14 protein-coding genes are annotated in these 14,488 nt (G+C 36.0%); 5 read left to right on the top strand and 9 right to left on the bottom strand.

All coding sequences use genetic code 11. The features are described from left to right. Positions 1-66 precede the first annotated feature (66 nt). Positions 67-588, top strand: coding sequence for an ATP/GTP-binding protein (locus CYP26_RS07990; protein WP_103631018.1), 522 nt, complete (start codon positions 67-69; stop codon positions 586-588). 17 nt (positions 589-605) lie between these two features. Here the strand turns inward: CYP26_RS07990 and CYP26_RS07985 are convergent, their stop codons facing one another. Beyond that, positions 606-1,346 carry an EI24 domain-containing protein gene (locus CYP26_RS07985; protein WP_103631017.1) on the bottom strand — a complete coding sequence of 247 codons (741 nt, stop codon included), beginning with the start codon at positions 1,344-1,346 and terminating at the stop codon, positions 606-608. Further along, entirely contained in the window at positions 1,343-2,038 is a 696-nt protein-coding gene (gene dut / locus CYP26_RS07980) for a dUTPase (RefSeq protein WP_103598002.1), read from the bottom strand. Before dut ends, CYP26_RS07985 begins: the two co-directional genes overlap by 4 nt. Before the next feature lie 129 nt (positions 2,039-2,167). On the opposite strand from dut, the gene CYP26_RS07975 reads away from it, so the two are divergent. Continuing rightward, positions 2,168-2,356 (top strand): hypothetical protein, encoded by a 189-nt coding sequence (locus CYP26_RS07975; protein WP_002940779.1) that lies wholly within the window; start codon positions 2,168-2,170, stop codon positions 2,354-2,356. On the opposite strand, the gene CYP26_RS07970 is transcribed toward CYP26_RS07975, so the two are convergent. Continuing rightward, on the bottom strand, positions 2,353-4,728 hold the full coding sequence (locus CYP26_RS07970) for a putative bifunctional diguanylate cyclase/phosphodiesterase (protein ID WP_103631016.1): 2,376 nt from the start codon (positions 4,726-4,728) through the stop codon (positions 2,353-2,355). The genes CYP26_RS07975 and CYP26_RS07970 overlap by 4 nt on opposite strands. Before the next feature lie 64 nt (positions 4,729-4,792). Between CYP26_RS07970 and CYP26_RS07965 the strand changes: the two genes are divergently transcribed. Then, entirely contained in the window at positions 4,793-5,332 is a 540-nt protein-coding gene (locus CYP26_RS07965) for a hypothetical protein (RefSeq protein WP_103631015.1), read from the top strand. Between the two features lie 139 nt (positions 5,333-5,471). Here the strand turns inward: CYP26_RS07965 and CYP26_RS10525 are convergent, their stop codons facing one another. Then, positions 5,472-6,911 carry a putative bifunctional diguanylate cyclase/phosphodiesterase gene (locus CYP26_RS10525; RefSeq protein WP_258031457.1) on the bottom strand — a complete coding sequence of 480 codons (1,440 nt, stop codon included), beginning with the start codon at positions 6,909-6,911 and terminating at the stop codon, positions 5,472-5,474. Between the two features lie 886 nt (positions 6,912-7,797). After that, positions 7,798-9,642 carry an invasion protein CiaB gene (ciaB, locus tag CYP26_RS07955; protein ID WP_103631013.1) on the bottom strand — a complete coding sequence of 615 codons (1,845 nt, stop codon included), beginning with the start codon at positions 9,640-9,642 and terminating at the stop codon, positions 7,798-7,800. 90 nt (positions 9,643-9,732) lie between these two features. Between ciaB and CYP26_RS07950 the strand changes: the two genes are divergently transcribed. Next, positions 9,733-10,146: an acyl-CoA thioesterase gene (locus CYP26_RS07950; RefSeq protein WP_103631012.1), complete on the top strand. Its 414-nt coding sequence runs from the start codon at positions 9,733-9,735 to the stop codon at positions 10,144-10,146. A 149-nt stretch (positions 10,147-10,295) separates the two neighbouring features. After that, a complete protein-coding gene (locus CYP26_RS07945; protein WP_103614824.1) occupies positions 10,296-10,934 on the top strand; it encodes a Crp/Fnr family transcriptional regulator in 639 nt (212 codons plus the stop codon). A 2-nt stretch (positions 10,935-10,936) separates the two neighbouring features. On the opposite strand, the gene CYP26_RS07940 is transcribed toward CYP26_RS07945, so the two are convergent. The 4 genes from CYP26_RS07940 to CYP26_RS07925 are packed head-to-tail and all read right to left on the bottom strand — an operon-like array spanning position 10,937 to position 14,484. Continuing rightward, complete coding sequence (locus CYP26_RS07940; RefSeq protein WP_103631055.1) at positions 10,937-12,043, bottom strand: NnrS family protein; 1,107 nt, start codon at positions 12,041-12,043, stop codon at positions 10,937-10,939. Further along, positions 12,036-12,725, bottom strand: a complete 690-nt coding sequence (locus CYP26_RS07935; RefSeq protein WP_103631011.1) for an ABC transporter ATP-binding protein — start codon at positions 12,723-12,725, stop codon at positions 12,036-12,038. Before CYP26_RS07935 ends, CYP26_RS07940 begins: the two co-directional genes overlap by 8 nt. After that, positions 12,725-13,522 carry an ABC transporter permease gene (locus CYP26_RS07930; protein ID WP_103631010.1) on the bottom strand — a complete coding sequence of 266 codons (798 nt, stop codon included), beginning with the start codon at positions 13,520-13,522 and terminating at the stop codon, positions 12,725-12,727. The genes CYP26_RS07935 and CYP26_RS07930 overlap by 1 nt, the downstream gene beginning before the upstream one ends. Further along, entirely contained in the window at positions 13,519-14,484 is a 966-nt protein-coding gene (locus CYP26_RS07925; protein ID WP_103631009.1) for an ABC transporter substrate-binding protein, read from the bottom strand. The genes CYP26_RS07930 and CYP26_RS07925 overlap by 4 nt, the downstream gene beginning before the upstream one ends. Positions 14,485-14,488 lie beyond the last annotated feature (4 nt).

Raw genomic sequence — 14,488 nt, 5'->3', positions numbered from 1 at the left:
GCATTTTACAAAATTTTGCTTTATGAAATTAAAATTTTGCCGATTTAGCCTCAAAAGGATTTAAAAATGCAAACAAATTTTTACTCTCAAGGAAGCTACAACAACATGAGCTTTTCGATGAAGACTAGCTCAGGCGATGAGATAAGCTTTTCGATGTATGACAACAAAAATTTAGAGTTTTCAAGCCAGAAAAATGGCACTTCAAGCCAAAAAAGTCTAACTCTTACTCATGAATACGGCTACGAGTTTGCCTACAAAGGCAACGGCATAGACGAGCAGGACATTAAAGAGATCGAAGAAGCGATGAAGCAAATTCGCCCACAGGTTGATGAGTTTATGAAAAATGTCAAAGAGGGCGACAAGATCGCAGGTAGCAGCCAAAGCATAAGTGAGCTTTCAAACAAGATCAAGCAGATGTTGCCTGACGCAAAAGATCTGGATCACAAAAATTTCATAAATGACAATATGCTAAAAATGTTTGACGAACTTTTAGCTAAAAATGATGCAAATAAAAATCTACTAAATGCGACAAAAAGGTTATTTGATACCTTGCTTGATGAGAGCAAAAAAGTATCTTACTACGCTTAAATTTAGAGCTTTTGGCTCTAAATTTTTATAAGCGCCTCTCTTTGATAAAAGAGGTGCGACAAGACTATCACGAAATAAAGCTGAAAAAATAATCCCACAAGCGGCACAAGCGAGATGAGATAAAATAAAAGTGTAAAAGCAATAAATTTAACCCCGCCGCCTTCAAGCAACGCTAACTCAAATTTATCGCTATCAAGTGTGTTTGAGCCAACATCTATGAGTAAAAGTTTGTAGTAGATGTAAAAAAACGGTACGTTTATGATGAAGAAATTTAAGACTGGCACAAACAAAAGTGGCAGGCAAACGAGCAAGATTCCAAGAAATTTCATGATCTCAACCATCATCACCTTTAGCACTCTAGCCGTGCTAGCCTCGCTTTTAAGCACGTAGTTGTAGTGCCTTTTGTTTATCTCTTTAGCCACGACTGGTGTTAAAAAGCCAGCTACGATTAGGGCGATCACGATGCTAATGATGATCGTTAAAAAGGTGCTTAAGACGTAAAAAAGTATGCTAACTATCCACTTTGTAGCGCTAAAGCTTAAAATTTTAATAGCTATAAAAGATAGCGTCGAGTTTGACTCTAAAAAGGCGAAATTTTCGTTTTTAGCGCCGTCACTTAAAAAGTCAAATATCTCGCCACCTCCCCAGACGCTAAGCCAAGCTAGGCAAAGTAGGCTAAGACAAAGTGGCAAGATCGATAGCGTTATAAATTTGGCTGTAAAAAAGTCTTTAAAGCCAAGGCGAAGAAGATTTATCATTTTACCTTTTTGTACTCACGCTCAAGTGCGGCGTAAATTTCATCTATCTTACTAACGCCATTTGATAAAATTTCGCTCATCACTTCGTTATCTTCACGTCCGTTCCAAATTTTCTTATAACTTCCCTCTTTGTAGCCGTTATTTTGGCGAAAGCGATTTAGCACGTTTTTAGCGATATAGCACTCATAAAGCGAGTATAAATTTACGCCACATTTTAAAGACATTGAGAAATAAATTTTAAAGATATCAAAGATATCATAGTCAAAGCCGCTGCACTCATGTATAAGCATCTCAACGTCGTTCATGATCTCATAAATACTCTCATCTTCAACCTTTAATGGCTCTTTGCAATAGTCACTAAAGCCGCTTGACTGGCAGATATCCTCAGCCAAAGTCTCAACATCGCCAAGCTGCTTTGCCTTATAAATTTGTAGTGCTAGGCTCATTATAAAGTGCCAGATATCGACAACCTCGATACGTAAATTTTGCTCATCAGTCTTGGCATCTATGCTCTTCCAGTGCTTCCAAGCAAAGCTGTCAATAAGCTCAGCGCACTCCATATATATGCAGCGCCTCCAGCTTATGAGTTTATTTTTATTTGTATAGCCATTTTCCCAACCAAGCCCGTTTGTCTCGTCATTTAGGCTTTGTTGCATCTTTAACATCTCTAAAACAATAGTTCTTTCATCCATTTTTAAACCTTTTAAATTTTAAATGATTATAACAAAAAACAATTAATGCTCAAGCGACAAGCTTGACCCAAATCATCTTAATGCAAGCTTACAAGATGTAAAATCACCCAAAATTTCAAAGGAGAAAAGATGAGAGAGAAAGATCTAGTAGTTTGCAACGTTTGCGGACTAAAAAGCAGCGATGATAAAAATGCAGTTTTCATCCACGCTCACAAAAACGGCGAAGAGGTCGATATCTGCACAAGCTGTATCCCAAGCGTGATACATGGCTCAGGCATGGTCGTAAAATCAAACGAAGAGATAAAGGCTGAAATTTAAATATCAGCCACCATGTGAGAATTCTGCCTTAAAGAATTCTCAAACTCCTCCGCACTCATCGGACGAGATAAGAAATATCCTTGCATTTCATTACAATTAAGCTCTTTTAAAAGCTCTTTTATCTCGTGGCTTTCCACGCCTTTTGCTGTTACTTTTAGCTTCATTGATTTTGCTATATTTATGATAGCAGCGACTACTTGCATATCTTTTTTATTTATCACAGACTGAGCGACAAAGTCATTTGCTATCTTTATACGGTCGATCTTATACTTTCTGATATAGACAAACGACGTATATCCAGATCCAAAGTCATCTATACAAATATCTATGCTATTTTTCTCTAAAAGTGAGAAAATTTTATCAAGCGTCTCTTGGTCGTTTTTCCAGATATCTTCGCTAAATTCAAGCTCAAACTGCTTTGGATTTAGATGGTGTGAGTTTAAAGCAAGTATAAAGGCGCTTACAAATTTTTCAGATGTGCTTTGTATCTGATCTACATTTATACTTATCTTTGGTATCTTTATACCCTTTTGTCTCCACGATACGACTTGTTCTATTGATTTTAGGACAGCAAGAGTGCAAATTTCGTTTAAAATTTCACTATTTAAACTAGCTATCTCCATAAACTCGCCAGCCTCTTTTAAGCCAAATTCTTTTGAATGCCATCTCAAAAGTGCTTCTGCGCAAGATATCTTTTGATTTTCCATATCAACAATAGGCTGAAAGTAGATTTCAAAGTCCTCTTGCAAATTTGCTCCTTTAAGAGCTATTTCGATAGCTGAATTTCTATATGTTTCCCTATCTATATCTTTATTATAAACCATAGGGTTTAAAGCTGGATTATTCTTGGCATAATACATCGCCATATCAGCTCTTTTGATGATATCTCTAGGTTCAGTGATATTTTTTCTATTTACAACATAAATTCCTATGATACTTTTAAGATAAAAGTGATATTTATCTACTTGCATAGGCTTTTCTATCGTCTCTCGTAGCTCCAAGCCAAATTTCATACGCTTAGTGTGGCTATTTTCTTCCATATTTGAAAGTACGATAAACTCGTCAGCACCTATCCTCGCTATGAATTCTTGTCTATTGCACGCTTCACGTATGCGCTTTGCCACCATTTTTAAAATTTTATCGCCGATTCCGTGACCATAGGATGTGTTTATATTTTTAAAACGGCTTATATTTATATAATAAACTACAATCTCTTGTTCTTCTTCTATGGCTTTACACATCTCATCTAGCTTATTTAGTAAAGAGTCTCTATTATCAAAAGATGTGAGATAGTCCTTTTCAGATACATTTTCTAAGCTTAAATTCATGATCTCTAGCTCAACCATCTTATTACGCTTTTCTTTATTTTTTATATCATGTAAAAGACGTTCGGCCTCATATGCTTCATCACTTTCATTAGAAGCCCTACAATAATAACCCAAAACAGCGCCAATAACAATAATAACTAATGCTAGTAGATCAGATGTAGCATCTATATCACCTTTTATCAAAAGCAAAAAAGCCGAAGTAATTGGTATTAGTTTTGACACAATACCAACACCAACATTTTCCATATTTATATCTTTGTTTTTACCTTTTAGATAAAAACTTCCAACCATTAAAATAATAAAAGGAACAAGATACAGCGAATGAAATCTAACTTTAAAGTCATTAAATAAAAAACCATTATAAAAAACATATAAATTTAGTAGTGTAAAAATCACGCTTCCCACAATGAAATAAAAGCCACTATATTTAAGTCCAAAAGTAGTGCTTGTAAAAATTTCACTAAGCGTTATAAATAAAATTAGTAAATTTATAAAAAAAGCAAGACTAAAAACGATGTTGTTTATATTTTTTGAAAGTATAAATTCTTTGAGATAGCCAATATCCCCAACCATACAATAAGTAAGAATGCAAACTAATAAAAAAACATTAAAACTATCGGATAAAATCTGTTTCCATTTTCTTTTTGGAAGCGCCTTAATCTTATTAATAAAAAACATGCCAACAGCAGCTAGGAGTAAAAACATAGGGAGCAGATCAAAAAAATCAAGATAAGAAATTTGCTCTTTGCTTCTTAAAAGAAAGTCTTCATTGACACTCCTAATGGCGTCAATAATGGTCCAGATAAAGACTCCAAAGCATGCAGCAAGCCAGTGCATAGCTTTAAGCTTTGATCTGCTCATAGAGATGTAGATACCAAGAACTACAAAAACAAAGCCCAAAAATATCAACAAATTTTCAAAAATTTTATAGTTTAAAATGCCGGCAAACTGAGAAAATATAAAAAGAGCTATAACGGCATAGAAAATTTGTTTTTGTCTTACGATAAGTGACGAATTTGACGTAAAAAAAATGTTTCTCTCCATTGTTTATTCTGTTTCAAACCCTATTTTTAGTTATAATTTTACAATTTTTTCATTAAGGTTAATCATGAAATGTAATATCGTCTTATCTGGAGAAAATTTAATAGACTACCAAGCATTTAATCTATTTTTCTCAAAAAAGGCTAGAAAACAATATTTTATAAATGTTTTTATGATTTTTACGGAGGCCATTATAGCCGGCTTTGTCGCTGATATGCTTTTAAAAACCAAAATTTTTACCGTTATTGGCATCATTTTTGCTATTTTTTGGATCATTTTTTATCCAATTTTTTTAAAAAATAGACGAAGAGCGGCGCTAAAAAGCTTAGAAATTTCAGACTTTAAAAAAGAGATGATCTTTGAAGTAGATGAGAAAAATTTGGCATTTTATGAAAATGAGCCAAAAGAAAATGAAATTTTTGACATAAAAGATGTAAGTGAAATTTATGAGCTTAAAAATATCTTTATCATATTTATAAATGAAAAAATTCATCTTGTCTTGCCAAAAAATAAAGAAACCTCAGAGCTAGTAAAAACACTTATAAAAGAGAGTAAAAAAGAGCTACTGCTTTTTGAAAATTTAGACTACAAAAGTGTTATGAGCTAAAAACCCGTACAAATTCATAAAAAATTTTCTTAAAAAGTTATTAACCTCGTGAAAAACCTGTGAAAAACTTCTGTTTTTTAGACAGAAGTTTTAGGCACTTAAATATTAATCAAATCTAACTATAAAATTTAAATTTACATTAGTCCAATGTGCTTCTTATGAGCTCTTCAAAGTCTTTAGCGTTCATCGGCTTACCCCAGAAATAACCTTGTATCTCATCGCAGCCTAGCTCTCTTAAAATTTCAAGCTGAGTTTCATCTTCAACACCCTCAGCTATCGTCTTTAGCTCGATATTTTTAGCTAGCGTTATAACACTTTTTACAACGTCTCTATCGATCTCATTTATAGCGATGTTATCAACTAGCTCTTTTGCGATCTTTAGCCTATCTAGCGGATATTTTTTGATGTAGTTCATCGATGAAAAGCCAGTGCCAAAGTCATCGATCGAGATGCTCATGCCTTTATCTGAAAATTTCTTTAAGACTGTTTGCATGATCTCTTCGGCATTGACGAGGCTTGCCTCTGTAAGCTCGATATCAACGCACTTTGGATCCATGCCAAATTCTTCAACATAGCCAAAGATGTCCGATGCAAAATTTACATTATCAACCTGTTTTGGTGAGATATTGATGCCAACTTTTAGGCTGATACCATACTTTTTATTCCAGTAGCTCATCTGCCTTATGGCCTCTTTTGCCACCCATATTCCTATTGTATTTATGATAGAGCTTTGCTCGGCTACTGGGATAAATTTAGCCGGACTTACAAAGCCTTTTACCGGAGAGTTCCACCTTATAAGAGCCTCAGCACCTATTATCTTTTTACCATTTAGCAGATACTGCGGCTGGAAATTTAGGCTAAATTCCTCATCAAAATTCATAGAATTTAGCAAAATTTCTATGTAGTTTTTCTCCTGAATGATCTCTTTTATATCATCGTAAAAGACATATTTTGTATTGACATCTCTTTTGGCTGCATCAAGTGCGGCTCCAGCTTGCATGATAAGATCATCAGCTAAAATTTCGCTTGTTTGCGTTGAGCTAACGCCAACCTTTGCTCCAAGAGCTATCTTATAGTCGCCAACTGAGATTTGCTCGGCTATGATGTTTAGCAGATAGTATAAAAATTCTCTATAATGCCCCTCATTTTTTTGCTTTAAAACTATCATAAAGTCATCGCCGCCAAACCTTGAGACGATAGCGCCCTCTGGCAAGATCGCTTTTATATTTTTAGAAAATTTCAAAAGCACCTCATCGCCCACGTAGTGGCCGTATGAGTCATTTATAGCCTTAAAGTGGTTGATGTCGATGCAATAAATATCTATCTTTTCGCCAAGCGCTTTGGTCTTTATCATCTCTGATAGTTTGCTTAAAAATGACTGTCTATTTAAAAGCCCAGTGAGTGAGTCAAATTCGCTAAGCTGCCTTAAGCGTTCGTTTTTCTCTTCAAGCTCTTTTAAGCTATCTTGGATCTCTATATCTAGTTTTTTTATTATTGTTTTTTCTTCAAGAGATAGTCTTTTTATCCTTTGCGAATAAGATATGTTGTAAGTTATCGCAGAGTATATTAGTAAGGTCATAAGCAAAAATACAATCCACGATGAATATATCTGATCGGTCTTTGTAGCGCCTAATGTAATACAACAAAGAATAAACAAAAATGCGTTTTTTTCCAATAGAACTCTTTGGGAATCTCGCCTAAATAATCTTATTTTAATATTTGCTTCATTTTCTATCAAATGTAGGCTTGCTAAAAATATAATAAAAAATGCGATTTTAAATAAACTCTCATAATGAATATCTGCACCATCAAGACCAAAATAAGGTCTAATTGAGTAATATGCATCGCAACCGCATATAAACAAAATGGCTAGTAGATACAAAAATAAGCCTCTATGCCTTTTCCTTGATCTCAATAAAAAGAAAGTGGTAAAAACCGCACAAAGCAAAAGCGTATCTATGGATATATATGCAAGATTTAGTAAATATTTTTTATCAAAAGCCACATTAAAGCTCATATGAAAAACAGAGAACCAAAGAAAGCTTGAAACGATAAAAATAATAACTAAGGCATCAGCAATTAATTGCTGCCATGAAACTTTTTTAAGACTACTAGTAAAAAGTCCAACAAAAGATATAAAAAACATCAAAAACGGAACCAAAAATAAAATTTGCATAAATGTTCTACTAGAGACATTTTTACTAACAAAATTTAATCTATCGTAAAACATCAGCAACACATCAGCCGCTACCCAAAACCCAAGAGCAAGAAGAGCATATATCCAATACGAATTTAAAACCCAAGCTCTTTTTAATGCAATAAAAAAGAAGATAGCTATTGCCGCATCCACAGCAATAGAAGCGCCACTTAAAAGTAAATGATCTCCCAGATAAATAGCAGAAAAATAAGCAATAATCAGGGCAAATATAAATAAAAAAGAGCCGTTATGAAAATTTGTTATCCTATCAAGCACGGCCGCTCTCCGCTTCTTGGGCTAGCTTTTGCCACCTTTGCCACTCGCCGCTATCATCGACATCGTTGCCGATAGCCTCGTACCTAGCGTAGAAATGCTCAACAAATTTCTTACACTCTTCATCTTTTGGCAGATAGCTTAGCTCATCTTTTTGGCAAAATTTCTCCAAAAACGTGCTCGCATCAGCTTTTTTGGCGTATGTTTGCGCTAGATCGAAGTAGTTTTGTAAGCAAATTTCTTTAAATTTAGCGTAAGCTTGTTCGCTCATATCCACGCTTAGTTTGCCGTCAAATTTAAGCACTCCAGCCCTAAAAAGCAGGCTAAGATGTATGAGCCCCTCGCAGTAGTAAGCCCTCACCTCATCGACCTTTCGCCACGCGATAAGTCCGACCGCACGGGCTATTAGCTCGTGAAAGACGGCCATTTTGTACTCCGCCTCTTCGTGCAAGAAGAAATTTACTAACCCGCCAGTCGTCGCCTTGTACTCTTCTATAAATTTAAAGACGCCACTTTTATTCATGCTCATCTCAGTATCAAGCCCGATAAAGAGGATGTGCCCAAACTCATGGCCGATCGTTGAAATTTCATATACTTTTTTCCAAATTTTTGGCTTTAAAAATAAAATCTCTCTACCAAAATCCAAAAATTCCTTGCTAAAAATTTCAGCCCCAAGCTTCATAAAAGGCTTTGCCTTTGCGCCCTCATAGACGTGATTTACAAAGGCAAAAATTTTCTTGCCACATTTTGCGCTCACACTCTCGTCATTTGGCACGACTTGAGCGCTAAAAAGCCCGTTTAGCTCTGCCCCATAATAGATCATCGGCACGCTTATATAAAGCTGCGTTCTAGCGATATTTTCACTAACTGCCTTGTTTGTTGCGGCGTTATCAAATTTGATCTTTTCGCAAACGCTTTCGTAAGTTTTTGTCACTTTTTCTTTAAATTTAAGCTCATCAATGCCCTCGCTATTGACCAGCCTGATGTCCCACTCAAGCGCGACTGCGTGCGTGTAGGCGTCCTCGTAGTACTCTAGCGGATGGCCTGGCTGAAGCGCTCCTTTTACATCCATCCACGCTATCTCAGCCTCTTGCCAAGCGTTTATCACCTTTGCATTGTCCTCTTCGCAAAAGGCATTTTGCAGCTTTTCAAGGTATTTTACGTAGGATTTTTGCTCGTCGCTCTTAGCTAAATTTCTTAAAATTTCAAGGTTTTTTATAAATACTTTTTTAAGCTCTCTAACCTCATCTTTAAAGGTGAGCGCATAAGGCAAAAAGCTAAATTTCTCGCCCTCTTTACAAACTGCACCGTAAGTTCTATCAGCTCTTACGCCGTTAGCGTCACACTGAAATAAGGCGTTTTTAGTGATAAACTCATTTGCCTCGCCTAAATCTTTAAATTTAGCTTCAAACTCTTTGTTTGTAGTGTCTATTATCTTATCTTGCCACGAAATTTGCCACGCATTTAGACTAAGCCCAAGCTCGTGCATAGCCTCTACAAAAGCTTGATAAAAAGGCTCTAAAATTTGCTCATCTTTTGCTTTTTTTACAAGATCGGCGTGTAAATTTTCATATAAATTTCTAACGTAGCCGTAGATCAAATTTAGCACACGCTTTTGCTCGTCCTCGCCTAAATTTAGCTTTTTTAGCTCATTTTGAAGTGGATCAACTTTAAGATCAACTATCCTTCTTGCAAGGGCTAGTTTTTGGCTCGGCGTGCCAGCAAGGGCGCAAATCTTCAGAGCATCAGTTATGATCTTGTCATCTAAATTTTTATAAATAGTGTTTAGCTTGGATTTTTGCTCTTTTGTAAGTTCATTTAGTCTTTTAAAATCATTCATCTTTTCATCCCTTAAAGTTGCAGGATTTTAGCATAAAGCCATTAAAATTTGCTACAATTTACCAAAAATTTAAGATCTAAAAGGCAAAAAATGGATATTTTAAAGGACTTTGGCGAGCCTCGCATAAAGCAAGTTATGCTACCAAAAGATACAAACTCAGCTGGCAATATCTTTGGCGGCTGGATAATGAGTCAGATAGACCTTGCAGGTGCTCAGGCTGCTAGAGAAATTTCGCCTGAGCGAGTTGTGACGATTTCGATGAAAGAGATCATATTTAAGCAACCAGTCTTTGTTGGCGACGTGCTAAGCTGCTATGCAAAAATCATCGCAGTTGGCAAAACATCGATAACAACACAGATAGAAGTGACTGCACTTAGGCTAAATGACGGCGGTTTTAGAGAGAGCATACACGTCACAAGCGCCATTGCGACCTATGTTAGTGTGACAAAAGACGGACACAAAAAACCGATAGATGAGAAGCTAAAAGAGCTTCATGGCTTTTAAATTTGGTTGCAATTTATGCAGCCAAAACCCCCGAATTTATCACTATTTTTAAAAAAATTTGAAAAAAAGTAACACAAAAAAAGAGAAATTTCAACTTATTTAAATGCTTTATAAAGTAAAATCTGCCCTTACACTTTTTTGGGAGAAAGATGAAAAAATCACGCTTAGGGCTTTTACAAACGCATATTTTAGATATCTTAACACAAGATGAGCTAGAGAAATTTGAGTTTAAAGAGCTGCCAAAAACAAGCACGATCTACACAGAAGACATCGAGATAATTATCCTAAAAAGCGGCTCAGCAAAGCTCTCATTTTTTGAAGATGGCGAGGAATTTATCCTTTATCATTTAGAAAAAAACAACATCGCCATACTCGATGATAACTGCGCCTTTGAAGTGCTTGAAGATGCCCAAATTTATGTCATTAGACTGGATAAAATAGGTGAAATTTTACATAATCCAAAAGCTGCAAGCGAGATCCTAACAACCACGCTAAACACCATCATCGTGCAGCGCCAGATCACAAAGTCAATACTCTTTGAGGACGCAAAGGGCAGGATCGCAAATTTCTTGATCGAGCTAGCAAATGAGCAAGATCTAAAACAAAATGGCTACCGATATGTGTTTTTACCATTTTCTTTAAAGGTGCTCTCAAGCTTTGTTGGCCTCAAGCGCCAAAGCGCCTCAACAGCCTTTAATGAGCTTATCAAAGACGACATCATCAGAAAGATCACACCGCACGAATTTCTCATCATCGACCACGAAAAACTTGAAAGTTATACCAATTAATATCATTCAGGATCCTCAGAGAATTCATTATCTCTAAAAATTGCATAAAAATTTATGAGCCAAAAGACAAAAGCAAGTGCTATTAAAGTCGCTGGTAAATGAATATAAAATCCACTCCAAAAATATGCCAAAATTCCTCTGCTAACGCCAGCTAAAAAGACTAAAATAAATGCAATTTTGCTAAGGCGTAAAAACTCAAGCTCTTGTCCGCTGTGACGAAGTCCCGCAATATTAAAAATAAGCATAACACTAAAAATAACGGCATTTACGGCTATTAAGTGCATAAAATTTACTTCAAGACCTAGATTTAAAAGCCCACTTACTCCGATGCCTAAAAATCCAACCGCTAAAAATATCTGCATAAAGTAATAGTAAATCACAAAATTATGCCTCAAAAGTTGCTTATAGTGCCACTCTTTAAGCTTTGCAAGCACTGCACATCCGCAAGCAATGGCTACATAGTAGGTGCCTATACTCTTTTCAAAAAATATATTAAAAAGCAAAAACGCACAAGTCATACAAATAGCAATATTTTTATAGATAAAATTTGGCACAAAGATAGCCTCATCCATATCGTTTTCTCGCTTTAGCGCTTCTCTGCCAAGTACAACGCTAACGCGATATGAAATAAGCAAGATAGCGATAATATGAAGATAAATTTGCAAATTTAAAAATTTTTCGTTGTCACTTATTAGATAGTAAATTTCAAAGCCTAAAATGCCAAATAAAAAGCCAAGTACGCCAAATTGATCAAGATTTTTATCTCGCCAGATCATATAAAGACAAAGCATCACTAAATATGCCCAAAAAAGCGTAATAAAAAAATGTGCTAAAAATAAGCTAAAAAGTGCTGCTATAAAGCTAGTTGTAAAGAGTGAAAATAAAATGTAAGCGTGGACTTTTAGTGATGAGCTGAAATTTGTCCAGTCGGTTAGTCCAGTGAGTAAAAAACCAGCATAAGCAAGTGCCAAAAAAAGGTGTAAAAATATAAATTTATGCAAACTCACAAAATCAGTTGGTGTAAAAAATATAGCAGCCCCCAGCACAGCACAGGCAGCACTTGTAAGAAAAAATATCCTCATAGGATATGTAAAAAAGTTGTTAATCATAATAAATTTGCCCTTTAAAATTTTCATCTATTGTTTTGCTAATAAATGCAAAATCACGGTCTTTAAAAGCCTCGTCTAAAACAAGCTCTTTTTGTATGATCGCACCTTTATTTGCGAGAAAATAAATTCTATTTGACATCTTTACGGCCTCCATTCTGTCGTGTGTGACGAGTATTATGCTCATGCCCTCGCTCACTCTTTGGCTAACGATATCGATCAAAATTTCTTTCATATCATAATCAAGCCCCGAAAAAGGCTCGTCCATTAAAAGAAGGTCAGGTTTTGTCACGATCGCCCGCACGAAAGCGACCCTTTGGCGCATACCGCCACTTAGTTCATTTGGATATTTTAGTGCGTCTTTTTGACTAAGGCCAACCTTAGCAAAGAGCTTTAAAACGCTGTTTTGATCAGCTTTATCCATAACCAAAAGTACATTTTCAAGAGCATTTTTCCATGTAAGCAGACGATTTTCTTGAAAAAAATATGTCATTTTTTTAAATTTATTAAAAATTTCCCCTTTTCTAGGCTCATTTAGTCCGCTAATAAGGCGCAAAATGGTAGTTTTCCCACAACCTGATGGTCCAAAAAGCGTCACCACTTCGCCTTTTTCTACCTTTAAATTAAAATTTCTTACGACCTTATCTCTTAAAATTTCATACTCTACATTTTTAAGCTCAAGCATCATCTTCTCCAAGGCATCAGGGCTATTTTTAAAGGCTCAATGATGAGGTACTCAAAAAGCATGATAAGGGCGATACTTAAAAGAACATACGCCATTACCTCGGTTGTTTCAAGCATCGCCCTTGCATTTGCTATCTTTGCTCCCATGCCGTTATTTGCACCTAGTAGTTCGGCCATTATGACTATTTTTACACCCATTGCAACAGCTACGCTAACAGAGCTTATGATATAGCTTGTAAGATGTGGGATGTAGAGATGTTTTATCTTTTTTAAAAAGCCTAAATGATAGGCATCAAACATCTCTTTTAGCTCCTCATCTACACTGCTCATAGCAACTGCCGAGCTTGCAAAAGTAAGCGGTAAAACGGTGATAAAGATAGTAAAAATGGTGCTAAAATTTCCAAATCCAAACCAAAAAATAGCAAGCACTATCCAAATAATTGGTGGCATCGACAAAAGCAAGGTAATGACAGGTCTTAAAAAGGCCGCAAAGCTTTTAAAACTACCTGCTATTAGCCCTAAAAATATACCAAAAAATGTCGCCGTGCTAACCCCAACTAGTGATCTGCAAAGCGTTATATTTATCTCGCTATTTTTGTAGTCCTTTATGATTTCACAGACTTTAAAAAATACATCTTTTGGCGAAGGGAGCAGGAGTGGGGAGCTAAACTCGCTTCCCACTTGCCAAATAGCTAAGATCAAAAAAACTACGGCAAGTCCGCTAAATCCGCCCCAAAAATAGTCAATCATTTTTAAAAAGGCTGAGCGATCTTTTTTAACGCCGTCGATTAATATCATAAAAATAGACCTTTATCTGGCATCTTGCCACCTAGAAATTTTGGATTGAACTGATAAATTTCTTCAAAAAATGCCATGATTTCACTTTGTAGTTCATTTGCTTTTGTCACTGTTAAATTTGCCTTATCAAAAGCATTTGCAAGTGCCACTTCTGGAGCCGGCAAGTAGCTTGAACCTATCTTTGCTGCACTTTGCTTGTTCTCAAGTATCCATGAAAGTGCATTTTTAAGATCGCTATGAAGCGTATCAAATAGATTTAAGCTCTTCTCATAAAAGCTTTTTTCTACGATAATGCCAGCCATTGGGATTATCGGTTTTGTGCCAAAGCTCTCGCCCCAAATTTTTGGAAAATCAACTGAGTAATACACGCTAACGCCTGCTTTTTTGCCGCGCAAAATAGTCGCTTCGCCAAGAGGTTGTGGGACTAATAAAATATCAAAATCTTTTTGTAAAAATAAAAGCAGAGCCTCAGGCGGCGTTGCTGTGTAGGTGACGTCTATCTTGCTAACGTCTATGCCTCGCTTCTTGCAAAGTGCTCTTAAGACAAGATCAGGCATGTCGCCTCGAAATGGCATGATAAGCTTTTTACCTACAAAATCCTCTAAATTTTTGATCTTTTCGTCCTTGACCATAGCGTTCATTACGCCAAGGGTCAGTAAATTTAACATCGCAAAATCAAGCCCTTGATTTCTTAAATTTGCAGCGACATTTGATGGTGACATCGTGACTTTAATATCCCCACTAGCGACGCCTGCACGAAGCTGATCTGGTGTTTTCCAGATATTTAGGCTTACATCATAAGTTTTATTTAACTCTCCTTGCAGTGCAGCAACTGCCATTATGACACTTGGGATCGCTGGCGCGCCCCACATAGTAAAGCTCTCTTTTGCAAATAAATTTGGTGCAAAAGCGCTAACGCCTAAAGCTGTGCTAAGTCCTAAAAATTTTCTTCTATCTAACATCTTT

This window comes from Campylobacter concisus (assembly GCF_002913225.1).
Classification (GTDB): Bacteria; Campylobacterota; Campylobacteria; order Campylobacterales; family Campylobacteraceae; genus Campylobacter_A; species Campylobacter_A concisus_J.
Note: the sequence above shows the minus strand (reverse complement) of the source record. Positions and strands in the feature narration are given on the sequence as shown.

What these genes read in the sequence shown, in the direction of transcription:
- CYP26_RS07990 (WP_103631018.1), top strand. Translation starts at nt 67, where the DNA reads ATGCAAACAAATTTTTACTCTCAAGGAAGCTACAACAACATGAGCTTT.
- CYP26_RS07985 (WP_103631017.1), bottom strand. Translation starts at nt 1,346, where the DNA reads ATGATAAATCTTCTTCGCCTTGGCTTTAAAGACTTTTTTACAGCCAAA.
- dut (WP_103598002.1), bottom strand. Translation starts at nt 2,038, where the DNA reads ATGGATGAAAGAACTATTGTTTTAGAGATGTTAAAGATGCAACAAAGC.
- CYP26_RS07975 (WP_002940779.1), top strand. Translation starts at nt 2,168, where the DNA reads ATGAGAGAGAAAGATCTAGTAGTTTGCAACGTTTGCGGACTAAAAAGC.
- CYP26_RS07970 (WP_103631016.1), bottom strand. Translation starts at nt 4,728, where the DNA reads ATGGAGAGAAACATTTTTTTTACGTCAAATTCGTCACTTATCGTAAGA.
- CYP26_RS07965 (WP_103631015.1), top strand. Translation starts at nt 4,793, where the DNA reads ATGAAATGTAATATCGTCTTATCTGGAGAAAATTTAATAGACTACCAA.
- CYP26_RS10525 (WP_258031457.1), bottom strand. Translation starts at nt 6,911, where the DNA reads ATGACCTTACTAATATACTCTGCGATAACTTACAACATATCTTATTCG.
- ciaB (WP_103631013.1), bottom strand. Translation starts at nt 9,642, where the DNA reads ATGAATGATTTTAAAAGACTAAATGAACTTACAAAAGAGCAAAAATCC.
- CYP26_RS07950 (WP_103631012.1), top strand. Translation starts at nt 9,733, where the DNA reads ATGGATATTTTAAAGGACTTTGGCGAGCCTCGCATAAAGCAAGTTATG.
- CYP26_RS07945 (WP_103614824.1), top strand. Translation starts at nt 10,296, where the DNA reads ATGAAAAAATCACGCTTAGGGCTTTTACAAACGCATATTTTAGATATC.
- CYP26_RS07940 (WP_103631055.1), bottom strand. Translation starts at nt 12,043, where the DNA reads ATGATTAACAACTTTTTTACATATCCTATGAGGATATTTTTTCTTACA.
- CYP26_RS07935 (WP_103631011.1), bottom strand. Translation starts at nt 12,725, where the DNA reads ATGCTTGAGCTTAAAAATGTAGAGTATGAAATTTTAAGAGATAAGGTC.
- CYP26_RS07930 (WP_103631010.1), bottom strand. Translation starts at nt 13,522, where the DNA reads ATGATATTAATCGACGGCGTTAAAAAAGATCGCTCAGCCTTTTTAAAA.
- CYP26_RS07925 (WP_103631009.1), bottom strand. Translation starts at nt 14,484, where the DNA reads ATGTTAGATAGAAGAAAATTTTTAGGACTTAGCACAGCTTTAGGCGTT.